Raw genomic sequence first — 26,097 nt, forward strand, 5'->3', positions numbered from 1 at the left:
TCATGTCCCTGGACCACCGCCTGCCCGACGAGCTGGAAGAACTCCGGCGCACGGTCGAGGCGTTCGCACACGACGTCGTCGCCCCGAAGATCGGCGAGTACTACGAGCAGCATGCGTTCCCGTACGAGATCGTGCAGGAAATGGGCCGGATGGGCCTGTTCGGGCTGCCCTTCCCCGAGGAGTACGGCGGGATGGGCGGCGACTACCTCGCGCTCGGCATCGCCCTGGAGGAGCTGGCCCGGGTCGACTCCTCGGTGGCCATCACCCTGGAGGCGGGCGTCTCCCTGGGCGCCATGCCGGTCTACCACTTCGGCACGGAGGAGCAGAAGCGGGAGTGGCTGCCCAAGCTGTGCAGCGGTGAGATGCTCGGCGCCTTCGGCCTCACCGAGCCGGACGGCGGCTCGGACGCCGGCGCGACGCGGACGACCGCGGTGCGCGACGGCGGGGACTGGGTGATCAACGGCAGCAAGTGCTTCATCACCAACTCCGGTACGGACATCACCGGTCTGGTCACGGTCACCGCCGTCACCGGCCGCAAGGACGACGGCAGCCCGCTGATCTCCTCGATCATCGTGCCCTCCGGCACCCCGGGCTTCACGGTCGGCGCCCCGTACTCCAAGGTCGGCTGGAGCGCCTCGGACACCCGCGAGCTGTCGTTCTCCGATGTGCGGGTCCCGGCCGCCAACCTGCTGGGCGAGGAGGGCCGCGGCTACGCCCAGTTCCTGCGGATCCTCGACGAGGGCCGGATCGCCATCGCGGCGCTGGCCACCGGCCTGGCGCAGGGCTGTGTGGACGAGTCGGTGCGCTACGCCAAGGAGCGGCACGCCTTCGGCCGCGCCATCGGCAGCAACCAGGCGATCCAGTTCAAGCTCGCCGACATGGAGATGCGCGCCCACACCTCCCGGCTGGCCTGGCGCGATGCCGCGTCCCGGCTGGTGCACGGCGAGCCCTTCAAGAAGGAGGCCGCACTCGCCAAGCTCTACTCGTCCGAGATCGCGGTGGACAACGCCCGCGAGGCCACCCAGATCCACGGCGGCTACGGCTTCATGAACGAGTACCCGGTCGCCCGGATGTGGCGGGACGCCAAGATCCTGGAGATCGGCGAGGGCACCAGCGAGGTCCAGCGGATGCTGATCGCCCGGGAGTTGGGCGTCGTCTAGGGCGTCGCCCGGGGCATGGCCCGGGTGAAGTGAGTGGTGGGCGGTCCGGTCGCATCAGGCGACCGGGCCGCCGCCTTTTTTGCGCTTGTGGCGCCGGTCCGCCCCGGCCCGTCCGCCCGCCCCCGTCCGCCCCCGCGCCCGCCGGCGCTGCTCCCGTCCGCCCGCTCGTCCGCCCGGCGCCCGTCCGCCGCGGTGCGCGGCCGCGCCTGTACCCCGGTGCGTCCGGAGCATGCGGCGGCGGAAGGGCGTGCGGGCGCACCACCATGATCCGTCTGCAACACCCGGAGGTTTATGCCTCGTGGATGCGAGGTCGCCCCCTTTCACGCCGTACCGGCACAGCTGTCCCTCCTGTTTGGCTTGCTCCTGCACGCGGCCGCTTTGCTGACCACCGGCCGTTTTGCTCACGTCTGTTCATGTCCCGGGAGGGAAAGTGTCCGTACCGGACGGCGTCACCGGTTCCACCACCGAAGAGCCCGCTCTCGCACCACCCGCAGACAGTGCGCTCACCAGCCTCAGCACCCAGGCCGCGCGCCAACTGGCGACCACCACCAAGTCCGAGCCCCAGATGCAGGCCATCACCTCGCGATGGCTGCTGAAGACGCTGCCCTGGGTGGACGTCAAGGGCGGCGCCTACCGGGTCAACCGGCGCCTGACGCTCCGCGTCGGCCGGGGCCGGGTCCAGTTCGAGCAGAACGGCGCGGACGACATCAGAGTGATCCCCCAGACGCTCACCGAACTGCCGGTCCTGCGCGGCTACCCCGACACCGAGGTACTCAAGGAGCTCGCCGGCCGCTTCCGGGTCCGGGAGGTCCGGCCCGGCCAGGTCCTCTTCGAGGCCGGGCAGCCCGCCACCGAGGCGTACCTCGTCGTCCACGGCCGTTTCGCCCGCTACACGGTCGGCAAATACGGCGAGGAGGAGGTCATCGACGTCGTCACGGACGGCGACCAGATGGGGGACGAGGCGATCGGCCGGCCCGACCCGCGGTGGCTGAGCTCGGTCCGGGCCGAGACGGCGGGCGTGCTGCTGGTGCTGCCCTGGGACGTGATCCGGGAGTTCACCGACCGGGTGCCGTCCCTGGCCGCCCATCTGACGGCGTACGCGGAGCGGCAGCAGCGCCCCATGAACCGCAAGGGCGAGGCGGAGGTGCCGGTGCAGGCGGGGCACGTCGGCGAGCCGACGCTGTCATCCGGCTTCGTCGACTACGACCTCTCCCCGCGCGAGTACGAGCTCTCCCTGACCCAGACCGTGCTGCGGGTCCACAGCCGGGTCGCCGATCTCTACAACGACCCCATGGACCAGACGCAGCAGCAACTCCGGCTCACCGTGGAGGAGATCCGCGAGCGCCAGGAGTGGGAGATGGTCAACAACCGGGAGTTCGGCCTGCTGCACAACGCCGACTACGGCCAGCGGATCAGCACCTACACCGGCCCGCCCACCCCCGACGACATGGACGAGCTGCTGTCCATGCGCCGCAAGACACGGCTGTTCCTGGCCCACCCGAAGGCGATCGCCGCCTTCTTCCGGCAGTGCAACAAACGCGGACTGGTGCCGGGCACGGCGAACGTCGACGGGCACGAGGTACCCGCCTGGCGCGGGGTCCCGATCTACCCGTGCGGCAAGATCCCGATCAGCGACACCCACACCAGCAGCATCCTCGCGCTGCGTACCGGCGAGGCGGACCAGGGAGTCGTCGGCCTGCACCAGACCGGCATCCCCGAGGAGTACCAGCCCGGCCTGAACGTCCGGTTCATGGGCATCGACCCGTCCGCCGTCATCAGCTACCTCGTCACCGCCTACTACTCGCTGGCCATCCTCGTGCCCGACGCCGTCGGAGTCCTGGAGAACGTCCAGATCGGCCGGAACGCCGACTGACCAGGTGGAGTCCCTCACCATGAGCACCCCCCCGAACACCGCCCCCACGTGGTCGCTGCCCGGCCCGCCGAACCTCGCCCACACCCTGCGGACCCGCCGCCCGGACGGCGCCGTCCCCGGGCTGAGGTACCGGCCCGTCGCCCCCGCCGACCCGGAGAAGGCCGCGGAGATCGACCGCAGACTGGAGGCCTGGGCCAGAGCGCTGGACCTGTTCCCCGCGCAGTGGACCGGGGACTTCACCGAGTTCCAGTTCGGCCGGGCGGTCGTCCTCCAGCACCCCGGCGCGGCCGACCTCGAACGCCTCACCGTCGCGGGCAAGCTGCTGCTGGCCGAGAACATCGTCGACAACTGCTACTGCGAGGAGGACGAGGGCAAGGGCGGCGCGCACCGTGGCCTGGGCGGCCGGCTGATCATGGCCCAGTCGGCCCTCGACCCGCTGCACGGCACCCCCGAGCTGGAGGAGGAGTGGCGCCACGGCGTGCAGGCCGACGGACCGCTGCGCTCGTACCACTGGGCGCTGAAGGACTACGCGGCGCTCGCCACCCCCAGCCAGACCGACCGGTTCGTCCATGACATCGCCCGGCTGCACCTCGGCTATCTCGCCGAGGCCGCCTGGGCGGAGACCCGGCATACGCCGCGGGTCTGGGAGTACCTGGTCATGCGGCAGTTCAACAACTTCCGTCCCTGTCTGTCCATCGTCGACGCCGTGGACGGCTACGAACTGCCCGAGGCGCTCTACGCCCGCCCCGAGGTCCAGCGGGTCACCGCGCTGGCGTGCAACGCCACGACCATCGTCAACGACCTGTACTCCTTCACCAGGGAACTGGCGAGTGACCCGCACCATCTGAACCTGCCCCAAGTGGTGGCCGCCAACGACCAACGCGGCCTGAAGGACGCCTACTTGAAGAGCGTCGAGATCCATAACCAGGTCATGGCGGCGTTCGAGAGGGAGTCGGCCCCGCTGTCGGCCACCTCACCCCTCCTCGAACGCTATGTCCGGAGCCTGGCCGACTGGGTGTCCGGCAACCACGAGTGGCACGCCACCAACACCGACCGCTACCAGCTGCCCCACTACTGGTAGACCGATCCGCGCACCACAGCAAGGAGCCACCGTTGACCATCACTCACGCCGACACCGCCCGCACACCGGTGCCGACCCAGTCCACGTACCAGTCCCGGGTCGCGGACTACTGGAACGCCGAGGAAAACCCGGTCAACCTCGAACTCGGCAAGATCGACGACCTGTACCACCATCACTACGGCATCGGGGACGCCGACCGGTCGGTGCTGAACGAGCCGGACCCCGGCCGGCGCCGGGAACTGGTCACCGGTGAACTGCACCGCCTGGAACACGCCCAGGCCGAGCTCCTCGCCTCCCACCTGGGCGATGTCTCCCCCACCGACCGCGTCTTCGACGCCGGGTGCGGCCGCGGCGGCGGCAGCGTGGTCGCGAATCTGCGCTACGGCTGCCACACCGACGGCGCCACGATCTCCGCCAAGCAGGCCGAATTCGCCAACGCGCAGGCCCGCAAGCGCGGTATCGACGACAAGGTGCGCTACCACCACCGCAACATGCTCGACACCGGCTTCACCTCCGGCGCGTACGCGGCGTCCTGGAACAACGAGTCGAGCATGTACGTCGAGCTGGACCTGCTGTTCGCCGAGCACGCACGGCTGCTGCGGCGCGGTGGCCGCTATGTGGTGATCACCGGCTGCTACAACGACGCCTACGGGCGCGCCTCCCGTGAGGTGTCCCTCATCAACGCCCACTACATCTGCGACATCCACCCGCGCTCGGCGTACTTCCACGCCATGTCCCGTAACCGCCTCGTCCCCGTGCACGTCGAGGACCTGACACAGGCCGCGCTCCCGTACTGGGAGCTGCGCCGGGAGGCCGACCACCTGGTCACGGGGATCGAGGAGACCTTCCTGACCGCGTACCGCAACGGCAGCTTCCAGTACCTGATGATCGTCGCCGACCGGGTCTGACGGCTCCGCGGTCCGTGCCGGGCGTCCGACGACGCCCGGCACGGCCGTCTCACCGCGCCGGCCAGGGCACTTCCGGCGAGCGGTAGTAGTTGATACCCAGCGCGTCCCAGCGCGGCCCCTGGGCGGCCAGCCGGACCTTGTAGTCGTCCCAGTCATGGGTGCTCGCCGGGGACCAGCCCAGCTCCGCGATGCCGGGCAGCCGCGGGAAGGCCATGTACTCGATGTGCGCGGAGGTGGAGAGCGTCTCGGACCACAGGGGCGCCTCCACTCCGAGGACGGAGTCCGCGGGCGCGCCCTGGAGGTAGCGGCCCGGGTCCCAGTCGTAGGAGCGCCGGGCCTCGACATAGCCGGCCCAGGACAGGCCCAGCGGCGTGCTCTTGTCGTACTTCATGTCGAGGTAGGCGCGGTCCGCGGGCGAGAGGATCAGCCGGGTGCCGTTCCGGGCGGCGTCGGCGACCTGCTGCCGCTCCGCCGCGCCCGTCTTGTCGTAGCCCCAGTACTGCGCGACGGCGCCCTCGGCCGGGTGCGCCCCGGTCAGCTGGTGCCAGCCGATCACCGTCTTGCCGTACTTGGCCACCACCGGCTGCACCTTGTCCATGAAGGCCACATAGTCCGCATGGCTGGTGGAGTGCGCCTCGTCGCCGCCGATGTGGAGGTAGCGGCCGGGTGTCAGGGCCGCGAGTTCGCGGATGACGTCGTCCACGAAGTCGTAGGTCTCCTGCTTGGGCACGCACAGGGAGCTGAAGCCGACCTCGGTGCCGGTGTAGAGCGGCGGTGCCTGGCCGTTGCAGTTGAGCGGGGCGTAGGAGGCCAGCGCGGCGTTGGTGTGGCCCGGCATGTCGATCTCGGGGACGACGGTCAGATAGCGGGCCGCGGCGTAGCGGACGATCTCGCGGTAGTCGTCCTTGGTGTAGTAGCCGCCGCGGCCGCCGCCGACCTGGGTGGAGCCGCCGTAGGTCGCCAGCCGTGGCCAGGACTTGATGGCGATCCGCCAGCCCTGGTCGTCGGAGAGGTGCAGATGCAGCCGGTTGATCTTGTACATGGCGAGCTGGTCGATGTACCGCTTGACCTGCGCCACGGTGAAGAAGTGCCGGGAGACATCGAGCATCGCGCCCCGGTAGCCGTAGCGCGGGGAGTCGGCGATGGTGCCCCCGGCGATCCGCCAGGGCCCGCGCGCGGCGCGCTGCCCCTCAGCCTCGGCGGGCAGCAGCTGGCGCAGGGTCTGCACGCCATGGAAGAGGCCGGCCGGACGGGCGGCCCTGACGGTGACCGCACGGCCGTCGGAGGTCAGCCGGTAGCCCTCGGCGCCCAGCCCGCCGGTGCCGCTGCCGCCGAGCCGCAGGACGATGCCGTCCCGGCCGTCCTTGGTCGTGACGGGGAGGGCGAGGCCGGTGGCGGGCCGCAGCAGCCCCGCCAGATAGCCGGCGATCCGCTTGGCCTCGCCGGAGCCGCCGGGCACCCGGATCCGGGTGCGGTCACCGAGGGTGTACGCGTCCCCGCCGTCGCGTACGGACGCGGGCGCGGGGATCACCCGGTCCAGTGGGATCGCGGCCCGGGGAGCGGCCTCGGCGGCGCCCTGCGGCGGTACGGCGGCGGTCCCCAGCCCCGCCGCCGCGACCAGCAGCAGCGAGAACAGCAGTCTGCGTCGTCTCATCGACGGTCCCTTCGGCGAACCTCGTGCATGGCATGGTGCATGGCATGGAGCGACCGAACGGTGACCATGCGTACCGTGAGCCTCGATTCCGGTCAAGGTTCAGACCACTTTCCGGCCCCCAAATCGGGGACGTGCCCGATAGCGGGCAGATTTCTTGCGATTCCTCGCGCCGCCCCGCAGTATCTACGGGTGCTCGAACGCCGTCACCGCAGCGCTGAAGCGCCGCACGAAGACCTGGTGGACCACCTGGTGCGCAGCTCACCGCTTCAGCGCGGGGAGGCCGCCCGGGTGGTGCTGGACGTGCTGGCGTACTTCGACGAGACCACGGAGGAATTCGTCCGCCGTCGCCATCGGGAGCTCCAGTCCCAGGGACTGCGCAACGAGGCGATCTTCGAACGGATCCGCCACGAGATGCCGCACCGCGCCGTGGCCCCGCCCGATCTCTCGTCCCGCCAGCTGCGCCGCATCGTCTACGGCTGACGACCACGCCCGGGACGCCGGGCAGCACGCACCATCGCCACAACGCTTTTCTGGGAGGGTCACTGTATGTGCGGGATCGTTGGATACATCGGCAAACGTGATGTCGCCCCGCTGCTCCTCGAAGGCCTTCAGCGCCTGGAGTACCGAGGCTACGACTCCGCGGGTATCGCCATCCACGCCAAGGGCACCGGCAAGGCCGCGGGCGGCCTGAAGACCGCCAAGGCCAAGGGCCGGGTCCGCGAGCTGGAGTCCCGGCTGCCCAAGCGCTTCGCGGGCTCCACCGGCATCGCGCACACCCGCTGGGCCACCCACGGCGCGCCGACCGACGAGAACGCCCACCCGCACCGGGACACCGAGGGCAAGGTCGCGGTCGTCCACAACGGCATCATCGACAACGCCGCCGACCTGCGCGCCCGGCTGACCGCCGAGGGCGTCGTCTTCGCCTCCGAGACCGACACCGAGGTCCTGGCCCACCTCATCGGCCGGTCCACGGCCGAGAAGCTGGAGGAGCGGGTCCGCGAGGCGCTGCGGCACATCGAGGGCACCTACGGCATCGCCGTCCTGCACGCCGACTTCCCCGACCGCATCGTGGTGGCCCGCAACGGCTCCCCGGTCGTCCTCGGCATCGGCGAGCACGAGATGTTCGTCTCCTCCGACGTCGCCGCGCTGGTCTCGCACACCCGCCAGGTCGTCACCCTCGACGACGGCGAGATGGCCACGCTCAAGGCCGACGACTACCGCACGTACACCACCGAGGGCTCGCGGACCACGTCCGCTCCGGAGACCGTCGAGTACGCGGCCGAGTCGTACGACCTGGGCGGCCACGACACCTACATGCACAAGGAGATCTCCGAGCAGGCGGACGCGGTGGACCGCGCGCTGCGCGGCCGGATCGACGACCGCTTCTCCACCGTGCACCTGGGCGGCCTGAACCTCGACGCCCGCGAGGCGCGCGGGGTGCGCCGGGTGAAGATCCTGGGCTGCGGCACCTCGTACCACGCGGGCCAGATCGGCGCGCAGATGATCGAGGAGCTGGCCCGTATCCCCTCGGACGCCGAGCCGGCCTCCGAGTTCCGCTACCGCAACCCGGTCGTGGACCCCGACACGCTGTACGTGGCGGTCTCCCAGTCCGGTGAGACCTACGACGTGCTGGCGGCCGTCCAGGAACTCAAGCGCAAGGGCGCCCGGGTCCTGGGCCTGGTGAACGTGGTCGGCTCGGCGATCGCCCGGGAGACCGACGGCGGCATCTACGTGCACGCCGGCCCCGAGGTCTGCGTGGTCTCCACCAAGTGCTTCACCAACATGGTGGTGTCCTTCGCGCTGCTCGCCCTGCACCTGGGCCGGATCCGTGACCTGTCGGTCGCGGACGGCAAGCGGATCATCGAGGGCCTGCGCAAGCTGCCCGCGCAGATCGACGAGATCCTCAAGGGCGAGGAAGACATCAAGAAGCTGTCGGCCGCCTACGCGGACGCCAAGTCGATGATGTTCATCGGCCGGGTGCGCGGCTACCCCGTGGCCCGTGAGGCCTCTCTGAAGCTCAAGGAGGTCTCCTACATCCACGCCGAGGCCTACCCGGCGTCGGAGCTGAAGCACGGCCCGCTGGCCCTCATCGAGCCCGCGATGCCGACCGTCGCGATCGTCCCCGACGACGACCTGCTGGAGAAGAACCGCGCCGCGCTGGAGGAGATCAAGGCCCGCAGCGGCCGCATCCTGGCCGTCGCCCACCAGGAGCAGGAGAAGGCCGACCACACCATCGTCGTCCCGAAGAACGAGCCCGAGCTGGACCCGATCCTCATGGGCATCCCGCTGCAACTGCTCGCCTACCACACGGCATTGGCCCTCGGCCGCGACATCGACAAGCCGCGCAACCTGGCCAAGTCCGTCACGGTGGAGTAACCCACCCCGACCGCCTCACCGAGCCGGTGACCGTGAAGGTGGTCCACCCCAGGACCACCGAAGCGAGAATTGAGGCACCCCCACGGCGCTCAACCACCTCCGCGAAAGCGGCGCCGGCTTAGGCGCAAAGGCCGGGGCTCCGCGCGTGCCACCAGCGCGCGGAGCCGCCGCCTCCCCTTTGCCGGCGTCGCCCATACGCCGGCGGGATGCCGCCGCCCCGGGAGCCGTCACCTCCCGGCCGGCAGCACGAAGTTGCCGTGCGCGCGGCCGCCGGGCCCGTGACGCGGCGCGCCCACGTGACGGTTTTCTACCCCTCGCGGACGCCCGGTGCACCTGGCCGCGTCAGCGGAAGTGCGGCTGCGCACAATCCTCATGACGCCCCCGCACCTGTGTGCATGACGGGGAGGAAGATCGCCTGAAGAGGCGGTGCGGCACGGCGAGTTGAGCGCCCTCCGAGGGGCGGGCCGTCCCGAGGGTGCGTCAGGGAATCACGATCACCGGGCGCTGTGCCCGGCGGGCCAGCCGGCCGGCCACCGAGCCGAAGATCCGGCCGACGATGCCGTGCGTGGAGCCGACCACGATGGCGTCGGCCTCGTACTCCCGGCCGACCTCCTCCAGCTCATGGCAGATGTCCCCGCCGCGCTCGACGAGGATCCAGGGCACCTCGGTGAGGTGATCCGCACAGGCCAGCTCCAGGCCGAGCACTTCGGTGCGGTGATCCGGTACGTCCACGAAGACGGGGGGCTCACAGCCCGCCCAGACGGTCGTCGGCAGCCGGTTGGCCACATGGACGATGATCAAGCCGGAGCCGAGGCGCCGGGCCATACCGATTGCATACGCCAATGCTCGTTCGCTCGACATGGAGCCGTCGAAGCCGACCACGACGCCGTGCCGGAACGCGGGGTCGCAGGAGTGGCGCGTCTTTTCCGCCGCTTCGAGGTCCGCCATGGGATCGGCGACCTGCTTGCGGTCCGCGGGTTCGGGGATTTCGTGACCGGCCATTGGTGTCTCGGCGAGGACGTCCTCTTGCGGAGGGGCGAACGGGGAACGGCGATTGACTTGATCCGGCAGTTGACTGAGCTGACTCGCCCGAAGTGCGGGAGCCATAGTTCAAAGAGGAACGATACGACTGGGAATCATCTTCCCAACCCGATACCCCAAGAGTACGGCGCCACTCCCCCGCTGCCCAGAGCCCGCCACGGACGCGGGGCGCCCGCGCGAGGTGGGTGGGGCCTCGAACGTTCCCCGGAGCATGCCGGAGCGTGGCGCGGATGGCAATGCCCCGGCCTGCCCCCGTACGTACCCCTCGCGGTGACCCATGATCGTCGGCCGCGTTGTAGTAGCAGCCCGTCCGAGGGGAGTGCGCGGTGCCGTTGCCGTCCGACAGATCACCCGACCCAGTGAGCGATGTGGTGCGCTGGGGCGCGTTCAGCTGTGCCCTGGTGCCCCTCGTCCTGATCTTCAGCGGCGCCTCCTGGGCCGGCGCGGCCGGTGCCGCCGCCGGTCTGGCCGCGGTGACCTGCGCCTGTCGCGCACTGTTGCGGCATTCCGAACGGACCGCGGCCCGGGTCCGTGTGCGCGAGGTCGGACGACACCGGGACAGAAGCGGACGTTCAGGGACGACGGCGCACGGGGGCGGCCGGCACTCCGAAGGGCGTACGCCGGTCGATTGAGGCGTCTGCAAGTCTGCGCGCGACCGTTTTCAGCCAACTTCCGGCCGAGGTCCACACCTTGCCCGTGACCCCCCTCAACCCTGGTGTGAGCAGGGAGGAAAGGACCGCTGGGCATGGTTGTGCCCTACTGCGAACGGGCAGAGCCGAGACGCGTACTTCCCATGTAGGCCCGACGAGTGGAACGCTTCGTGATCGAATGCTTCGCGCCAAGTTGCCATATCGACATACCAGCGGGTGGTGAACTTGGCACTCCATCCTCACGGAACACAGTAGATTCGATCTTGGTAGCAATGGCGGGGGAACTGTGCAGGACCGAGAGGGCGAGACGACCGAGGGGGGCTTAAGTGCCATGAGCCAGGACTCCGCTGCCGTACCAGATGCCGCACGCAAGCTCGCCGCCCGACGACGCCGCGAAATAGTCGCGGTGCTCCTCTTCAGCGGCGGCCCCATTTTCGAGAGCTCCATTCCGCTCTCGGTCTTCGGCATCGACCGACAGGACGCAGGCGTTCCGCGGTACCGGCTGCTTGTGTGCGCGGGCGAAGATGCGCCTTTGCGCACGACCGGGGGGCTCGAACTTTCCGCCCCCTACGGGCTGGAGGCGATCTCCCGTGCCGGGACGGTCGTCGTACCGGCCTGGCGATCCATCACCCAGGCCCCGCCGCCCGCCGCGCTCGACGCGCTGCGCCGCGCGCATGAAGAAGGGGCCAGAATCGTCGGGCTGTGCACGGGGGCGTTCGTCCTCGCCGCGGCCGGACTGCTCGACGGCCGCCCGGCCACCACCCACTGGATGTACGCACCGACGCTCGCCAAGCGTTACCCGTCCGTCCATGTGGACCCCCGCGAGCTCTTCGTCGACGACGGCGATGTGCTCACGTCCGCGGGAACGGCGGCCGGTATCGACCTGTGTCTGCACATCGTGCGCACCGACCACGGCGCGGACGCCGCGAACGCGCTGGCCCGCCGGCTCGTCGTGCCGCCCCGCCGGACCGCGTCCGACATGGGGCACCAGCGCTACCTGGACAGGTCATTACCTGAAGAGATCGGCGCCGACCCGCTCGCCGAGGTCGTCGCCTGGGCGCTGGAGCATCTCCACGAGCAGTTCGACGTGGAGACGCTGGCCGCGCGTGCGTACATGAGCCGGCGCACCTTCGACCGGCGCTTCCGCTCGCTGACCGGCAGCGCTCCGCTCCAGTGGCTGATCACCCAGCGGGTGCTCCAGGCCCAGCGGCTGCTGGAGACCTCCGACTATTCGGTGGACGAGGTCGCCGGACGCTGCGGCTTCCGCTCGCCGGTCGCCCTGCGCGGCCACTTCCGGCGACAGCTGGGCGCCTCGCCCGCGGCCTACCGTGCGGCCTACCGCGCGCGCCGGCCGCAGAACGGGGGGCCCGAGCCAGCGCTCAGACCGGAGCGTGCGGAGCGGCCGGAGCGCGAGCGGGCGATGCTCGGCGCGGGCAGCGGGGAGCGGTACGCCGCCGCCGCGCTGGCCGGCCACGGGCTGGCGACCGCGGAAGCGGCCGAAGCGGGCAAACCGCAGTCGGACGCCTACGCCTCCCGGCTGCCGGAATCCCCGGTCGGCCGGGGTCCGGGCCGCCCCGTGCTGCCCGGACAGCGGGAGCGCCCCGTAGGGTGAGATGTATGAACGATCGCATGGTGTGGATCGACTGCGAGATGACCGGACTCTCGCTGGCGAATGACGCGCTCATCGAGGTGGCCGCCCTGGTCACCGACTCGGAGCTGAATGTGCTGGGCGACGGGGTGGATGTGGTGATCCGCCCTCCGGCCGAGGCGCTCGGCACCATGCCGGAGGTGGTGCGCCAGATGCACACCGCCTCCGGGCTGCTGGAGGAGCTCGACGGCGGTACGACGCTGGAGGCGGCGGAGGCGCAGGTGCTTGCGTACATCAAGCAGCATGTGCCGGAGCCGGGGAAGGCGCCGCTGTGCGGCAATTCCGTCGGCACCGACCGTGGCTTCCTGCTGCGCGACATGCCGACGCTGGAGAGCTACCTCCACTACCGGATCGTCGATGTCTCGTCCGTGAAGGAACTGGCCCGGCGCTGGTTCCCGCGGGCCTACTTCAACAGTCCGGACAAAAACGGCAACCACCGGGCGCTGGCGGACATCCGTGAATCCATCGCGGAACTGCGCTACTACCGGGAGGCGGTCTTCGTGCCGCAGCCCGGTCCCGACTCGGACACCGCGAAGGCCATCGCCGCCAAGCACGTCCTTCCTGCTGAGCCGCAGTCCACGCCGTAGCAAGCCACAGGGCGCGTGTCGTGCGGGTGCTCACGGGGCCACCGTGACCCGCACGACACGCCCTCGGGCCCGGGACGCGAAACCTGGGCGCGAGCACCCCTCCGGACCCTGTACACTTTTTCTCAGCCGGTGGGGAAAAAGAACCACACAGCACCGGTCATGGTGGGTATAGCTCAGCTGGTAGAGCACCTGGTTGTGGTCCAGGATGTCGCGGGTTCAAGTCCCGTTACTCACCCCACTTCAAGGCCCCCGACCTCAGGTCGGGGGCCTTGGCGTTTGCCGGCGTCCGGCCGGCCGCCCATATAAGGGGACAGAGGCCGGGGCCCGGAGCCGGGGCCGATGATCACAGTCGGGTGCTGTGCCGAGGGGTCGCGGTGATCTTCACGGGATTGCCGAGGGTGCCGTTGACCTCACAGCGGGCGATCGCAGACATGACAGGTCCCGGGGTGGGCCGCGACACCCGGTCGGGACTTCCGTTTTCCGTCGGCTGAGGCGCTGACGTCGTGGACGGGGAGCCCGTACCGGAGATCCCGAGGTGGCGTCCTCCGTGACGGGCGGACCGCCGCCGGAGATCCCTTCGCCGTACCCCGGTCTCCTTCCGACCGGCCGTAGGGGCGGTGCGGGCTGAGGGCGGGCGGTGGGAAAGGACGGCGGGGCGCAGCGGGTGGGGGGAGCCCGCTGCGCCCCGGCCTGGGGGACGGACGGTCCGTGGGGGCGGACCGCCGGTGGGGGTCAGCCCTTGTACGCGCCGAAGGCCCTGGTGAAGTCCAGCGGCTTCTGCTCGATGGAACTACAGGTCGGCTGCGCGGAGTTGCCGGTGCCGCCGGGGCAGGCCCGGTCCCGGGTCGAGGACCACATCGACAGCCAGGCCAGGTGCTTGGTCCGGGCGAACTTCACCAGCTCGGTGGCGTCGTCGCGGCGGAAGACCTCGTTCTGGACGTCGTTGACGCCGATCATCGGGGTCACGGCCACGGTCTTCCAGGCGGCCGCGTCGCTCAGGCCGAGGGCCTTCTTGAGCTGGCCCTGGGTGGCGGTGGCGGCCTGGGTGGCGTAGGTGCCCATGTCGCCGCTGTAGGCAGGGCCGTAGTCCATCGCCATGATGTTGACGGCGGAGATCTTGACGCCGTTCTTCTTGGCGTCGGCGAGCAGGTTCACCCCGTCCTGGGTCAGGCCCTCGGGCATGACCGGGAGGGTGAAGGAGACATCGAGGCCGGGGTGCTTCTTCTGGAGCCGGTTGATGGCCTGGGCGCGGCGGGTGTTGGCGGCGGTGTTCGGCAGGGCGCCGCCTTCGATGTCGAAGTCGGCCTTGGTGAGCTTGAACTGGTCGATGACCTTGCCGTAGGCGGCGGCCAGTTCGCCCGCGGAGCCGCAGGCCACCCCGAGCTCGGAGCCGTTGGCGCCGCCGAAGGAGACCCGGACGTCGCCGCCGGCCGCGCGCAGCGCCGGTATCTGCTTGGCCACCGCGTCATTGCCCAGCTCGCCGGAGCCGCCCCACTTGGGCACACAGCCGCCGCCGGAGGTGACGAAGGCCAGATGGAAGGTCTTCACCCCGGTCTTCTTGGCGGTGCCGACCAGGTCGTAGGCGGGGCTGAGCGAGGTGTCGACGTACGGGGCGAAGCCGGCCGCCGCCTTCGCGGTGGGGCCCGCGGTCCGCGGTGCCTTGGCGGCCAGGGCGGACCCCGCGACGGCGAAGGCGCCGCCGGCCGCGACCGCGGCGGCCGCACCGGTCACGATCAGCTTGGTGGTGCGGCTCTTGCGTCGGCGGTGTACCGAGGGACTCATCTCGTGCCTGCCTGTCGTCACTTGGGGGGTGGAGTGCACCGTGGTGCGTCCCGCAGGCTAGCGACAGTGAAACGGACAAATGTCGGGAATGGACCGGCAGTTGGCGGAATTATGGCGGCCTTAAGGTGGTGAAAGGGGGCGGTTAAGAGCCGCTGGCATGTGCCCCGTTCAGGTGCGGTTGCGCAGGGCGCTCCGCCCCCGGGCGCGGAGCGTGCGGCGCAGTCGGCGGCCGCGCCGCCCGCCGTGCGGGGCGCCCCCGCCGTCCAGCGCCAGCCAGACGCGCACCTCGGTCCCGCCGTACACCGAGCGGCCGATGCGCACATCGCCGCCGGTGGACTCGGCCAGCCGGCGCACGATGTCCAGCCCGAGGCCGGTGGAGCCGTCGCCGCCCCCGCCGTGGCCGCGGCGCAGCGCCGCATCCGGGTCGTCGATGCCCGGCCCGGCGTCCGAGACCAGCACGATCACCGCCTCTTCCGCGTTGTGCACATCGACCGCGAACGCGGTGCCCTCTGGGGTGTGCCGGAAGACATTGCCGAGCATCGCGTCCAGGGCTGCGGCGAGGTCGGGGCGGGCGACGGGGAGGCGTACCGGGCGGTCCGCGCCGGCGATGCGTACGGTGCGGCCCTCGTCCTCGGCGAGCGCCGACCAGAACGCCATCCGCTCGCGGATCACCTCGGCGGCGTCACAGCCGGCCACGGCGGCCGCCTGCTGGTTCTGGGCCTTCTGCTCGCGGGCGGTGCGGATGATCTGGTCGACCTCGCGCTCCAATTGCTCGACGGCGGACCGGGTCTGGTCGGCGGCAGGGGAATCGCCGAGCGAGGCGGCGTTGAGGCGGAGCACGGTCAGCGGGGTGCGCAGCCGGTGCGAGAGGTCGGCGGCCAGCTCCCGTTCGTTGGCCAGTAGTTGGACGACCTGGTCGGCCATGGCGTTGAACGCACTGGCCGCGGACCGCAGTTCCTTGGGGCCGTCCTCCAGGACGCGGACGCCGAGCTTGCCCTTGCCGAGGTCGTGGGCGGCACCGGCCAGCCGTTGGGCGGGTCGCACCATGCGGGTGCCGAGCCGGTCGGCGACCGCGACCGAGCCGATGACCAGCGCCAGGCCGACGCCGGCCAGCACCAGCCAGGAGGTGGTGACGCCGTTGGTGAGCGCCGCATCGGGGACGAACACCTCGACGACGGCGATACCGGAGGCGACCGCGGTCGGCTGGAGGAGCGAGGAGCCGCCGGGGACCGGTGAGATGGACGCCCGGCCCAGCTTGGCGGCGGCCGCCACATCGGCCTGCGGGGCGCGCCGGGTGCCGATCTCGACGGGGCTGTCGTTCTTGCCGCCGGCCGGGACATGGACGCCGATCCGGCGGCCGGAGCCGGTCTCGGCGCTGGCCACGGCGCGTTCGAGCTGGCCGCGGTCGGTGGTGATGGCGAGGACCGGGCCGATGGTGGCGGCCTGCCGCTCGGCATTGGAGTAGGCGCGGTCGCGGGCCAGTTCCTTGACGACCAGCCCGAGGGGGACGGCGAAGGCGACCACGACCATCGCGGTGACCGCCAGCGCCACCTTGACCAGGGCCCATCTCACTGGATCTCACCCTTCTCCCCCGGACTCCGTCCCGGGGCACCCCCATCTGTGCCCACGAGGCGCAGAGGTGCGGGTCTCTGCGCCGTCCGCGGCCCGGCCGCCTCTCGTGCTCCCCCAGCTACCGCTGGGAGGTACCCCCAGCTCACTGAGGCGGCTCCAGCTTCACTCCGACACCCCTCAGGGTGTGCAAGTAACGTGGCTTCGCCGCGGTTTCGCCCAGTTTGCGGCGCAGCCAGGACAGATGGACGTCGATGGTCTGGTCGTCGCCGTAGGACTGCTGCCAGACCTCGGCGAGGAGTTCTCTGCGGGCGACGACGACGCCCGGCCGGCCGGCGAGGAAGGCCAGCAGATCGAACTCCCGGCGGGTCAAGTCGAGTGCGACACCGTCCAGTTCGGCCTGCCGGCGCAGCGGGTCGATGGACAGGCCGCCGACCCGGATCACCCGTGAGGGCGGTTCCGCACCGGCCGTGGTCCCGGAGCGACGCAGTACGGCCGCCATCCGGGCCGAGAGATGCTCGACGGAGAACGGCTTGGTCAGGTAGTCGTCGGCGCCGTCGTTCAACAGCCGTACGATGTCGGCTTCGTTGTCCCGGGCTGTGGCGATGATCACTGGGACATCGGTGATTCCCCGCAGCATCTTGAGCGCCTCGCCCCCGTCCAGATCGGGCAGACCGAGGTCGAGAATGACGACGTCGAAGCCGACGTGCGCCACCTCGCGCAGCGCCTCCAGGGCGGTACCGACACTGCGTACCGTATGGGAGGCCTCGGTCAGATGCCGGATGAGGGCCGAGCGTACGAACTGGTCGTCCTCGACCACGAGCACACGTGCCATGGGCGGCACCGTACGCCATGCGGGCGACACCTCCGGACCGGAGTTGACAGCGGGGCGGTGCGGTCCGCGGCGCCTGCCCGGGGCTGCCACCGGGTGGGCCGGTGGTGCAGTATGAGCCCGATGCAACGAGGACTGGTTCATGTGGCGGCCTGGACGCTGGCGACCGGGGCCGCGGTCGCCCTGTCGTGGTTCGGCGTGCACACCGTGCTGTCCGGCACGATGTACGACGCCCCGCGCGCCCTGCCCCTGACCAGCCAAGTGGGGTCCTCGGGAGAGCAGTTGGACGGCGCCACCCCGCGGGTCTCCTCCACCCACCGCCCCAAGCCGCCCCCCTCCCCCACCCGCAGCACGGCACCCGACGACCCCGCACCGTCCCGCCCGGCCACGCCGTCGCACACCGGCTCCGCCCGGCCGCGGCACCCGGACAGCGGTCCGCCCGGCGGCGCCGCCCCCGCCTCCGACGGCCAGGTCAAGAGCTACGCCACGGCGGGCGGCCGGGTGGTCCTCGACATGGACGACCGGTCCGCCCAGCTGGTGTCGGCGACCCCGAACCCGGGCTGGGAGATGCAGGTGTGGAAGCAAGTCGGGTGGCTGCGGGTCGACTTCACCGGCGGCGGCAGCCATACGTCCGTGATCTGCACCTGGAACGGCCATCCGCCGACCGTGCAGACCAGCAATCAGGCGACCTAGTCGCGATCGCGCGCCCGTCCGCCGTCCGTCGTCAGTCGAAGACGTCGGCCGGCGGGGCGGGCGAGGCGGTGGCGGTGGCGTCGGTGACCGGGGCCGCGCCGGCGGTGAAGTCCAGCAGTGCGCGGCCGTGTTCGACCCGGCCGGACTGGGGATCGGTCGCCGCCCGCCGGGTCAGTTCGGCGACCGGCAGTTCCCCGTCGGCGGCCAGCAGCACGGCGTTGCCGAAGCGCTTGCCGCGCAGGACGGCCGGGTCGGCGGTCAGACACAGCTCGGGGAAGACCGTACGGACGGTGGCGATTTGGCCGCGCAGAAACCGCAGCGGCGGCCCGTCGGCGAGATTCGCCGCGTAGAACCCGCCGGGCCGCAGCGCCCGGTGGACCTCCGTCACGAATTCGGTGCTGGTCAGATGCGCGGGCGTGCGGGCGCCGGCGAAGACATCGGCGATGATCAGGTCCGCCCAGCCGTCCGGGACCTTCGCGAGACCGGCACGGGCGTCGCCGCCGCGCACCCGTATCCGCCAGCCGCTGTCCAGCGGCAGCTGCCGGCGTATGAGCTGGACCAGCGCCGCGTCGATCTCCACGACCTGCTGGGTGGACCGCGGGCGGGTCGCCGCGACATAGCGGGCCAGGGTCAGGGCGCCGCCGCCGAGATGGACGACGCGCAGCGGTTTGCCGGCCGGTCCGGCCAGATCGGCGATGTGCCCGAGCCGCCGCTGATAGGGGAAGTCCAGGAATGCCGGGTCGTCAAGGTCCACATGGGACTGCGGAGCACCGTCGATCAGCAGCGTCCACCCGCGTGGCCGGTCCCGGTCGGGCCGTAGCTCGGCAAGCCCGCCGTCCACCGTTCCGGTGACGGGTTCCGGGCCGCCGCGCCCGCGTCTGCTCTTCGCCATGCCCTCCAGTATGGCCGGTGCCCGGGATGCCGTATCCGCTGGTCAGCGCGATAGCGGTGCTCGGAGGGCCAGGGGTGGGGGGCGTGCCGGGCAGAGTGGCGGACCACCCACGACCGAGGTCAGGGGCGATCCGCCAACTGCACATCATGACCCGTGCCGGCCCGATGTCCATCCGGACCGGCGGGCGGGTCACCTATTGATGCAGACGTTCCCGAACGCCGGGTTGAGCGCCGCGACAAGGTTGAGGCTGTTGCCGCAGATGTTGATCGGGATGTTGATCGGGACCTGGACATTGTTGCCGCTGAGGATGCCCGGGGAACCCGCCGCAAAGCCCGCCGCGTTGGCACCACTGCGGTGGTTGTACAGCCCGCGGTGGTCGTGACGGTAGCTGTCGTGATGGTCGTGGTGACCACGGCCGTGGTCCCCGCTTGCGGATGCGATGCCTGCGCCACCCAGAACCATGGCACAGCTGGCCGCAGTCATCGCGGCGGTCGTAACAAACCGCTTCATCCCATTCTCCTTTCAGTTCGCGAATGGGGCAACCGGTCACAACGAGCGAAATACGGCAGGGATGCGGGCATTCCCTCTTCCGGGAAATCGTTAGCCCTTCTGGCAGTACAGCCGGACCGCGCGAACTCCCGCATTCCCCTGAATGGCCGCCCCCGGCCGGGGTCCGGCGTGCCTGCCGCGGTTTCCAACATGATTTCTGTCAGAGTGCTCTCCTGTTTGACTGATTGAAGTCGGAGAGGAAGACATGCGGAAGTCGATGGACCGCACCGGGCGCGGCGTCGTATGCGCGCCGGCGTCCTTGGCATTGTCGGCCGCCCTGTCTTCGGCAGTGGCCGCACCGGCCCCCGGGGAATCCGCGCGAATTCCTTTCACCGAGCGCTATCACGTCACTCAGCACGGCGGTATCGCCATCGCCGCCAACTCCTCGGTCACCTGCAAAACGGCGGCCGGCCGCACCGCGACCCCGTGTGCGGTGGCCCAGCAGGGCGGCGCCGGCCGGAACGGCCTCTACCGGATGGCCGCCATCGACGTCGACTCCGACGCCCGCACCGCCAACTCCAGCAGCGCCACCCTGCACCTCCCGGCCGGCTCCCGGGTGAGCTACGCCCGGCTGTATTGGGGCGGCAGCCTGCGGGGCGGCACACAGCAGACCGCCGGGAACAACGGCCGGGTGCTGATCGCCGAGCCCGGCGGCCGGTACCGGCAGGTGGTCGCCGACACCCTGACCCGGCACCGCCCGCATTCCGCTGCCGAGGGATTCCAGGCGTCCGCGGATGTCACCCGACTGGTGCGGAGCAGCGGCGCCGGCGCCTATACCGTCGCGCAGATCAATATGGTGACGGGCCATTCCGCCACCGGTGTCTGGGGCGGCTGGACTTTGGTGGCCGCTTACGAGAACAAAAGGCAGCCGCTGCGCAGCATCGCGCTGTGGGACGGTTTCCAGGCGCTGGGCGCGGACCGCCGGGAGCTTTCGCTGCGGCTGCCCGGACCGCGTATCCCGGCGAATTCACACGGCCGGGCCGGCGTGGTCGCATACGACGGCGACCGCGGCCGCAGAAATGACACGCTCTCCGTCCGGGCCGGCCGGCACACCGCGCAGACGGTGCGCGACGCCGCCAATCCGGCGACCGACGTGATGAATTCGACGGTCACCGATTTCGGCCGGCCGACGGTGCGGTGGCCCGCTTACCGGAACACCCTCGGATTTGATTCCGACGTATTCGACATCACCCCCGCCCTGCGGTCCGGCGGCGATCGGCTCACCTTCCGCTTCACCGCCCGCGATCCCGGAAATCTGCTCGGCGCGCTCTTCGTCCAGACCGATACCCGGCGCTGAGCCAAGGGCTGTCCCGTCATGCCTGGTGGATCAGCGCGCGGCGTCAGATGCGGTGCACCGCACGGCGGAGGGGCGCCCGCGTACCGGATGTATCCGGGTGCTCCGACAACGCGGCGAGGTGCCGTAGCTGTCGTCGCGCGCCCGCCAGGCATGACGGGACAGCCCATGAAGCCCCGGAAATTCCCGCCGTGCCCGGAGAGCAGAGAGCGGATCAGCCGATGACGACGGAGAGCGCGGACGCGCACCGCGCCGCCCGGGTCCCGCCCCCGCCGGCGGCCCCCCGCCCGGGGGCCGCCGTCGGTCCGCCCCGCGGGCCGGGGCGGAAAACCCTGCCCCCGCCCCGGCCCGGCCGCGGGGTCCGCCGGCGGACCGTCGCCCCGCTGCTGGCCGCCGACGCGCTGGCCACCGCCGCCACCGCGCTGGTCGTCCTCGGCACCGTGACGGCACCGGCCGCCCTCGCTCTCCTGCCGGCGGGACTGCTGCTGCTCCATTCCCACGCCGGTCTCTACCGCCCCGGCCCGGCCCCGCGGGCACTGACCGAACTGCCGACGCTGCTGGGCCGGTCCGCCGTCTGCTGGTGCGCGGCGGCCGCGGTACTCGCCGCCGTACGCCCCGGGCAGGCGCTGTCGCCGGCCCTTCTGGCGGGTGCGGTGGCCGGGCACTCCGCGCTGGTCTGCGGCGGCCGGGCCGCGGTTTACCGGGCCCGCCGCCGGGCCGCCCGCCGCCGGCCGCGCGCCACGCTGATCGTCGGTACCGACCCGGCGGCCCGGCAGCTCGCCGCCGTACTGCACGCCCGCCCCGAGTCCGGGATGCGCCCGGTGGGGGTGATCACCCCGCCGTCGCTGCCGCCCGGCGGTCCCGTGGACGCGCTCCCGTGCCCCACCGGTCCACCGCTGCCGCGGCTCGGCTCCGCGCCCGACATCACCCGGGCCGTCATCCAGCACACCGTGCGGGACGTGGTGTTCACCCTGCCGCCGTACGGCGATCCGCACACCGCCGCGCTGCTGCGCCGCTTCATCGACCAGGGCTCGGCCGTCTGGCTGGCAGGCGCCGCGGCCGCCCGCGAGGGCCGGACCCCGCAGGCCGGCACCGACCATCTGTGGGGCTTCGCCTGCCGGCGCCTGGAGACCGCCCCGCCCCGGCACGGCGGTGGGAGCAAGCGGCTGCTGGACCTCACGCTGGCCGCGTCGGCGCTGGTGCTCACGGCGCCCTTGCTGCTGGGCTGCGCCCTCGCGGTACGGCTCGCCGACGGGCCCGGTGTGCTCTTCCGGCAGGAACGTATCGGCCGCGGGGGCCGCACCTTCACCCTGCTGAAGTTCCGCACCTGGCAGCCGCGCGACGCGCAGGAGGCGGCGACGCGCTGGAGCCTGGCGGACGAGCGCCGGATGAGCCGGACCGGCCGGCTGCTGCGGCGCACCTCCCTGGACGAGCTGCCGCAGCTGTGGAACGTGCTGCGCGGCGAGATGAGCCTGGTCGGGCCGCGGCCGGAACGCCCCTTCTTCGTCGAGCAGTTTCTCCGGGCCTGCCCCGAGTACGGCGCCCGGCACCGGATGCCGGTGGGCATGACCGGCCTGGCGCAGGTGCACGGGCTGCGCGGCGACACCTCCATCGAGGACCGGACCCGCTTCGACAATCTCTACATCGACAGCTGGTCGCTGCGGCTGGACCTGCTGATCCTGCTGCGCACCGTGGCCTCGGTGGTGCGGCTGGAGGGCAGATGAGCGCGGGCGCGCCGCCGCCCCGCCCCGGCCGCACCGCCACGGTGCCCGCCCTGCCCGGCAGCCCCCGGGGCGACCACGCCCGGAACCGGCCGGGCACCCGTGACCGCGCCCGGCATCCGCTGCGGCGCCGTGCTCTGCCCCCCGACCGGACCACCACCCCGGCCGCTACCTCTGGAGGCACCCGGTGAAGGTTCTGCATGTGATCACAGACCTCGACGTGGGCGGCGCCGAACAGCAGCTGCGGCTGCTGCTGCGCCGGCTCCCCGTGCCCTGCGAAGTCCTCACCCTGACCCGTCCGGGCCCGGTCGCCGAGGGCATCGAGGCCGACGGGACCCCCGTCACCCACCTCGGTATGACCGGCAACCGGGACCTGACCGCGCTCCCCCGCCTCACCCGGCTGATCCGCGACGGCGGCTACGACCTGGTGCACACTCACCTCTACCGGGCCTGCGTCTACGGCCGGGTCGCCGCCCGGCTGGCCGGCGTACGGGCCGTGGTGGCCACCGAACACTCCCTGGGCGACGCGGTCATCGAGGGCCGCCGGCTGACCCGTGGCGTCCGCACGCTCTACCGGGCCACCGAACGGCTGGGGACGGCCACCGTCGCCGTCTCGGACACCGTCGCCGCCCGGCTGCGCCGCTGGGGCGTACCGGAGCAGCGGATCCATGTGGTGCCCAACGGCATCGAGGCACACCGTTTTGGCTTCGATCCGGCGGCGCGGGCTCTGGTGCGGACCCGGCTGGGGCTGCCGCTGGACGCCTTCGTGGTCGGTGGCGCCGGGCGGCTGGTGCCCGGCAAACGGTTCGACGTACTGGTCCGGGCGGTCACCCAACTGCCGGGGGTGCACCTGCTGTTGGCGGGTGCCGGGCCGGAGCGGGACATGCTGCGGCGGATGGCGGAGCAGTTCGGCTCGGGCGACCGGATCCATCTGCTGGGCGAGCGCGACGGCGCGGTCGACACGACCGCCGCCGACGGCCCCGGAGGCTTCGGGCCGGACATCCCCGGCCTGCTCTCGGCCATCGATGTTTTCGTCTCCCCCTCCCCCGACGAGGCGTTCGGCTTGGCCGCCCTGGAGGCGCTCGCCTCCGGCCTGCATGTCCTCTACGGCAGCTGCCCGGCCGTCGACGAACTCCCCGCCGACCAGGCCCCCGGCGCCCGCCACTTCGGCCTCAACGTCCATGAACTGGCCACCGCCCTACGGGAACTCCGACGCCAGGGCCCGGGCCGGCTGCCGGTCCCGCCCGTGGTGCGGCGCTACGACATCACCCGCAGCGCCGAGGCCCTGATGTCCGTGTACGAGCAGGCCCTGGCCGGCACCCCGGCCCGGCGCGGAACCCCGGCGGCGGTACCGCCACGCCAGGGGCGGGCGGCCGCGCTCCCGCCGGCGAGCGTGTCGCTACCGGACCCGGCCCGGTCGCCGGATCCGTCGCCGCTCTCGAATCGGTAGGTGGGGGCGTTTGCGCTGGGACGGGCGTTGCGCTGGGGCGGGGGCGTTGCCCTGGGGTGGAGGCCCTCGGCCCGGGCAACGGCCCCCACGAGCCGGGGCGGAGGCCACGGCCCCGGGGACGGGCCCGGCGACCGCGCCTCCCGTTGCTCCCCCGCCCCCTCCCCCTCCTCCCCCTTCGGGGGAGGGGGCGGGGGTGGGTTCGGGGGTGGGGGGGAGCCGCACCACGCAACGCGGCCACGGGAAGCCGCACCACACAAAGAGAAAGCGCAGGGAACTTCCATGTACGACCTCGTCGTGGTGGGCGCCGGCCCCTACGGACTCTCCATCGCCGCGCACGCGGCGGCGGCCGGACTGCGGCTGCGGGTCCTGGGCCGGCCGATGGCTTCGTGGCGCGATCACATGCCCGACGGCATGCTCCTCACGTCCGAGCCCCGGTCGACCGACCTCTCCGACCCGGCCGGCGGCCACACCCTGGCCGACTACTGCGCGGCCCACGAACTGACCGCCGAGCACGGCGTGCCGCTGCCCCTCGGCACCTTCGCCGCGTACGGCAGCTGGTTCGGCGAACGGGCGGTGCCCCAGGTCGAGGAGGTCACCGTCACCGCCGTACGCCCGGACGGCGACGGCTTCCACGTCGAGACGGACACCGGTGAGCAGATCGCGGCCCGGACCGTGGTGCTCGCCGTCGGTGTGCTGCCGTTCGTCAACCGCCCCTGGCCGCTGCTCGAACTGCCCCCGGAACTCGCCTCGCACAGCAGCGACCACCGCGACCTGCGCCGCTTCGGCGGCCAGGACGTCACCGTGCTCGGCTCCGGGCAGTCCGCGCTGGAGACCGCGACCCTGCTGGCCGAACAGGGCGCCCGGCCCCGCCTCGTGGCCCGCGCCGACCAGCTGCGCTGGCACGCCCCGCCACCGCCACCGGAGCGCGGCCGGCTGCGGGCGCTGCGCGACCCGCGCTCCGGGCTCGGCACCGGCTGGCCGAGCTGGCTGTGGTCGGAGCTGCCCGGGGCGGTGCGCCGGCTGCCCCCGGCGACCCGGGTGCATCTCGCCGAGCACGTACCGTGCCCGGCGGGCGCGTGGTGGCTGCGGGAGCGCTTCGAGCCGGCGGTGCCGGTCCTGTTGGGCCACCGGATCCGGGCGGCGACTCCCCACGAGGACGGCGTGCGGCTCCAACTCACCCATACGGACGGCGGTTTTGAGACCGTCGACACGGATCACGTGGTGGCGGCCACCGGCTTCACCCCGGACCTCGGGCGGCTGCGGCTGCTGCACCCCCGGGTGCGCACCACCCTGCGGACCGTGGGCGGCAGCCGGGCGCCCGAACTGAGCGCCGGTTTCGAATCGTCCTGGCCCGGACTGTTCTTCGCGGGGCTGCTGTCCGCGCCGTCGTTCGGCCCGTCGATGCGCTTCGTGTACGGCGCGTCCTTCACCGCGGCGCGGCTGCTGCGCGGCGTACAGCGCCGGCTCGGCGACCGCCGCCGCGCCACCACCATCCCCCGCCCGGCACGGGACAGCACCCCGGCCGCGCACTAGGGCGGGTCCGCGAAGTCCACCGCCCGGAGACCGCCGTCCGCCGGCCGGCCTTCCGGCGACCGCCCGCCCGAAGGGGCCGCCCGGCAGTGGCCGGGCGGCCCCTCTCGCGTGCGGTCCCGCTGGGGTTACTGGCAGCGGTCGACGGCCTCGATCGTGCGGGCCGCCTCGCCGAGTGCCTCGCGCAGCACGGCCGGATCGGTGGCGGCGGCCCCCGCGCCCTCCGGCGGCACCAGCCAGCCGGTGCCGGTCACCGGCGGCTCCTCCGGGGCGCCTTCGTCGCACAGTGCGCCCAGGGCGATCCCCCGCCCGGAGGTCTGGGTGCAGGCACTGCCCGGCACGTCCCAGCCGTCCGCCGTGCCCGCCGGCACGAGAAAGCCGAGGGTGTCGCAGGCGCCGTCGTGCAGGACGGGGCCGACCCCGTCCCGCAGCCGGAGGATGTCGACGGCTTCCAGACCCTGCCGGGCGGGCACCGTGACGAGGTCACACGCCTGGGCCGGTACGGCCGGTGTCCCGGCCGCGACGGCCGGCCCCCGCCCGCCGCCGGCCCGGCCCGCGGACCCGTTGCCGCCCCTGCTCACGCCGGTCTCCCACACGGAGAACCCCTCCTCCTGCACGTACCCGACCCTTTACACCGACTTCAACGGCCGGACGTGTCAACAGCTACGGCGGCGTAACGCTGCAAAGGATGGCAGTTCATGGCAGATCGCGCGCGAGATATCCGATTTGTAGCCAAACTGTGCGTATCGGAGCCATCACAGCCGGTACGGTCAACCCGCCGCACCGCCAGGAGGCGGCAACGCCACC

At 72.0% G+C, this 26,097-nt stretch carries 22 protein-coding genes and 1 tRNA gene; 15 read left to right on the top strand and 8 right to left on the bottom strand.

The features are described 5' to 3' along the window. Window positions 1-2: 2 nt before the first annotated feature. From TU31_RS16545 to TU31_RS16560, 4 genes are all read left to right on the top strand, one after another. On the top strand, window positions 3-1,160 hold the full coding sequence (locus tag TU31_RS16545) for an acyl-CoA dehydrogenase family protein (protein WP_181018614.1): 1,158 nt from the start codon (window positions 3-5) through the stop codon (window positions 1,158-1,160). A gap of 430 nt (window positions 1,161-1,590) precedes the next feature. Further along, on the top strand, window positions 1,591-3,033 hold the full coding sequence (locus TU31_RS16550; protein ID WP_042155005.1) for a family 2B encapsulin nanocompartment shell protein: 1,443 nt from the start codon (window positions 1,591-1,593) through the stop codon (window positions 3,031-3,033). Between the two features lie 19 nt (window positions 3,034-3,052). Next, entirely contained in the window at window positions 3,053-4,114 is a 1,062-nt protein-coding gene (locus TU31_RS16555; RefSeq protein WP_042155559.1) for a family 2 encapsulin nanocompartment cargo protein terpene cyclase, read from the top strand. 32 nt (window positions 4,115-4,146) lie between these two features. Continuing rightward, the gene (locus TU31_RS16560; protein ID WP_042155007.1) at window positions 4,147-5,022 is read left to right on the top strand and encodes a geranyl diphosphate 2-C-methyltransferase; all 876 of its coding nucleotides are present in this window, start codon (window positions 4,147-4,149) and stop codon (window positions 5,020-5,022) included. A 49-nt stretch (window positions 5,023-5,071) separates the two neighbouring features. Here TU31_RS16560 and TU31_RS16565 read toward each other — a convergent pair whose 3' ends face one another. Beyond that, window positions 5,072-6,676, bottom strand: a complete 1,605-nt coding sequence (locus TU31_RS16565) for a beta-N-acetylhexosaminidase (protein WP_042155009.1) — start codon at window positions 6,674-6,676, stop codon at window positions 5,072-5,074. A 189-nt stretch (window positions 6,677-6,865) separates the two neighbouring features. Between TU31_RS16565 and TU31_RS16570 the strand changes: the two genes are divergently transcribed. After that, window positions 6,866-7,156 (top strand): hypothetical protein, encoded by a 291-nt coding sequence (locus TU31_RS16570; protein ID WP_042155011.1) that lies wholly within the window; start codon window positions 6,866-6,868, stop codon window positions 7,154-7,156. Between the two features lie 66 nt (window positions 7,157-7,222). Then, window positions 7,223-9,052, top strand: a complete 1,830-nt coding sequence (gene glmS / locus TU31_RS16575; protein WP_042155014.1) for a glutamine--fructose-6-phosphate transaminase (isomerizing) — start codon at window positions 7,223-7,225, stop codon at window positions 9,050-9,052. 480 nt (window positions 9,053-9,532) lie between these two features. On the opposite strand, the gene TU31_RS16580 is transcribed toward glmS, so the two are convergent. Continuing rightward, window positions 9,533-10,054, bottom strand: coding sequence for a universal stress protein (locus TU31_RS16580; RefSeq protein ID WP_018093093.1), 522 nt, complete (start codon window positions 10,052-10,054; stop codon window positions 9,533-9,535). A 398-nt stretch (window positions 10,055-10,452) separates the two neighbouring features. Here TU31_RS16580 and TU31_RS16585 point away from each other — a divergent pair, with 398 nt between their 5' ends. From TU31_RS16585 to TU31_RS16600, 4 genes are all read left to right on the top strand, one after another. Continuing rightward, window positions 10,453-10,725 (top strand): hypothetical protein, encoded by a 273-nt coding sequence (locus TU31_RS16585; RefSeq protein ID WP_078885812.1) that lies wholly within the window; start codon window positions 10,453-10,455, stop codon window positions 10,723-10,725. A 349-nt stretch (window positions 10,726-11,074) separates the two neighbouring features. Continuing rightward, a complete protein-coding gene (locus TU31_RS16590) occupies window positions 11,075-12,355 on the top strand; it encodes a GlxA family transcriptional regulator (RefSeq protein WP_042155019.1) in 1,281 nt (426 codons plus the stop codon). 5 nt (window positions 12,356-12,360) lie between these two features. Next, window positions 12,361-12,978: an oligoribonuclease gene (gene orn, locus TU31_RS16595; RefSeq protein WP_042155020.1), complete on the top strand. Its 618-nt coding sequence runs from the start codon at window positions 12,361-12,363 to the stop codon at window positions 12,976-12,978. Window positions 12,979-13,140: 162 nt separating this feature from the next. Beyond that, window positions 13,141-13,216, top strand: a tRNA-His gene (locus TU31_RS16600). Window positions 13,217-13,710: 494 nt separating this feature from the next. On the opposite strand, the gene TU31_RS16605 is transcribed toward TU31_RS16600, so the two are convergent. The 3 genes from TU31_RS16605 to TU31_RS16615 all read right to left on the bottom strand — a co-directional run bounded on the left by TU31_RS16605 (window position 13,711) and on the right by TU31_RS16615 (window position 17,164). Further along, window positions 13,711-14,760, bottom strand: coding sequence for a chitinase (locus tag TU31_RS16605; protein ID WP_042155022.1), 1,050 nt, complete (start codon window positions 14,758-14,760; stop codon window positions 13,711-13,713). A gap of 168 nt (window positions 14,761-14,928) precedes the next feature. Continuing rightward, window positions 14,929-16,332, bottom strand: a complete 1,404-nt coding sequence (locus tag TU31_RS16610; RefSeq protein ID WP_042155024.1) for a sensor histidine kinase — start codon at window positions 16,330-16,332, stop codon at window positions 14,929-14,931. Between the two features lie 142 nt (window positions 16,333-16,474). Next, window positions 16,475-17,164 carry a response regulator transcription factor gene (locus TU31_RS16615; protein ID WP_078885813.1) on the bottom strand — a complete coding sequence of 230 codons (690 nt, stop codon included), beginning with the start codon at window positions 17,162-17,164 and terminating at the stop codon, window positions 16,475-16,477. A 120-nt stretch (window positions 17,165-17,284) separates the two neighbouring features. Between TU31_RS16615 and TU31_RS16620 the strand changes: the two genes are divergently transcribed. Further along, window positions 17,285-17,854, top strand: coding sequence for a hypothetical protein (locus TU31_RS16620; RefSeq protein WP_042155026.1), 570 nt, complete (start codon window positions 17,285-17,287; stop codon window positions 17,852-17,854). 31 nt (window positions 17,855-17,885) lie between these two features. Here the strand turns inward: TU31_RS16620 and TU31_RS16625 are convergent, their stop codons facing one another. Both TU31_RS16625 and TU31_RS16630 read right to left on the bottom strand, forming a co-directional pair. Then, entirely contained in the window at window positions 17,886-18,746 is an 861-nt protein-coding gene (locus tag TU31_RS16625) for a spermidine synthase (protein ID WP_042155028.1), read from the bottom strand. A gap of 189 nt (window positions 18,747-18,935) precedes the next feature. Next, on the bottom strand, window positions 18,936-19,256 hold the full coding sequence (locus tag TU31_RS16630; protein ID WP_042155030.1) for a chaplin: 321 nt from the start codon (window positions 19,254-19,256) through the stop codon (window positions 18,936-18,938). A gap of 244 nt (window positions 19,257-19,500) precedes the next feature. On the opposite strand from TU31_RS16630, the gene TU31_RS16635 reads away from it, so the two are divergent. From TU31_RS16635 to TU31_RS16655, 4 genes are all read left to right on the top strand, one after another. Further along, on the top strand, window positions 19,501-20,592 hold the full coding sequence (locus TU31_RS16635; RefSeq protein WP_042155033.1) for a hypothetical protein: 1,092 nt from the start codon (window positions 19,501-19,503) through the stop codon (window positions 20,590-20,592). A 218-nt stretch (window positions 20,593-20,810) separates the two neighbouring features. Continuing rightward, window positions 20,811-22,313 carry an exopolysaccharide biosynthesis polyprenyl glycosylphosphotransferase gene (locus TU31_RS16640; protein ID WP_042155035.1) on the top strand — a complete coding sequence of 501 codons (1,503 nt, stop codon included), beginning with the start codon at window positions 20,811-20,813 and terminating at the stop codon, window positions 22,311-22,313. Window positions 22,314-22,497: 184 nt separating this feature from the next. Continuing rightward, window positions 22,498-23,760 (top strand): glycosyltransferase, encoded by a 1,263-nt coding sequence (locus TU31_RS16650; protein ID WP_042155038.1) that lies wholly within the window; start codon window positions 22,498-22,500, stop codon window positions 23,758-23,760. 279 nt (window positions 23,761-24,039) lie between these two features. Then, window positions 24,040-25,293 (top strand): NAD(P)-binding domain-containing protein, encoded by a 1,254-nt coding sequence (locus tag TU31_RS16655; protein WP_042155040.1) that lies wholly within the window; start codon window positions 24,040-24,042, stop codon window positions 25,291-25,293. A 125-nt stretch (window positions 25,294-25,418) separates the two neighbouring features. Here TU31_RS16655 and TU31_RS16660 read toward each other — a convergent pair whose 3' ends face one another. Then, window positions 25,419-25,907, bottom strand: coding sequence for a hypothetical protein (locus TU31_RS16660; protein WP_245698566.1), 489 nt, complete (start codon window positions 25,905-25,907; stop codon window positions 25,419-25,421). Window positions 25,908-26,097 lie beyond the last annotated feature (190 nt).

The organism is Streptomyces lydicamycinicus (assembly GCF_000829715.2).
GTDB classification, from domain to species: domain Bacteria; phylum Actinomycetota; class Actinomycetes; order Streptomycetales; family Streptomycetaceae; genus Streptomyces; species Streptomyces lydicamycinicus.

Excerpts from the sequence above, each read along its gene's own strand:
- TU31_RS16635 (WP_042155033.1), top strand. The coding sequence starts at position 19,501 with ATGCGGAAGTCGATGGACCGCACCGGGCGCGGCGTCGTATGCGCGCCG.
- glmS (WP_042155014.1), top strand. The coding sequence starts at position 7,223 with ATGTGCGGGATCGTTGGATACATCGGCAAACGTGATGTCGCCCCGCTG.
- TU31_RS16605 (WP_042155022.1), bottom strand. The coding sequence starts at position 14,760 with ATGAGTCCCTCGGTACACCGCCGACGCAAGAGCCGCACCACCAAGCTG.
- TU31_RS16630 (WP_042155030.1), bottom strand. The coding sequence starts at position 19,256 with ATGAAGCGGTTTGTTACGACCGCCGCGATGACTGCGGCCAGCTGTGCC.
- TU31_RS16555 (WP_042155559.1), top strand. The coding sequence starts at position 3,053 with ATGAGCACCCCCCCGAACACCGCCCCCACGTGGTCGCTGCCCGGCCCG.
- TU31_RS16565 (WP_042155009.1), bottom strand. The coding sequence starts at position 6,676 with ATGAGACGACGCAGACTGCTGTTCTCGCTGCTGCTGGTCGCGGCGGCG.
- TU31_RS16590 (WP_042155019.1), top strand. The coding sequence starts at position 11,075 with ATGAGCCAGGACTCCGCTGCCGTACCAGATGCCGCACGCAAGCTCGCC.
- TU31_RS16620 (WP_042155026.1), top strand. The coding sequence starts at position 17,285 with ATGCAACGAGGACTGGTTCATGTGGCGGCCTGGACGCTGGCGACCGGG.
- TU31_RS16545 (WP_181018614.1), top strand. The coding sequence starts at position 3 with ATGTCCCTGGACCACCGCCTGCCCGACGAGCTGGAAGAACTCCGGCGC.
- TU31_RS16625 (WP_042155028.1), bottom strand. The coding sequence starts at position 18,746 with ATGGCGAAGAGCAGACGCGGGCGCGGCGGCCCGGAACCCGTCACCGGA.
- TU31_RS16640 (WP_042155035.1), top strand. The coding sequence starts at position 20,811 with ATGACGACGGAGAGCGCGGACGCGCACCGCGCCGCCCGGGTCCCGCCC.
- TU31_RS16615 (WP_078885813.1), bottom strand. The coding sequence starts at position 17,164 with ATGGCACGTGTGCTCGTGGTCGAGGACGACCAGTTCGTACGCTCGGCC.
- TU31_RS16580 (WP_018093093.1), bottom strand. The coding sequence starts at position 10,054 with ATGGCCGGTCACGAAATCCCCGAACCCGCGGACCGCAAGCAGGTCGCC.
- orn (WP_042155020.1), top strand. The coding sequence starts at position 12,361 with ATGAACGATCGCATGGTGTGGATCGACTGCGAGATGACCGGACTCTCG.
- TU31_RS16655 (WP_042155040.1), top strand. The coding sequence starts at position 24,040 with ATGTACGACCTCGTCGTGGTGGGCGCCGGCCCCTACGGACTCTCCATC.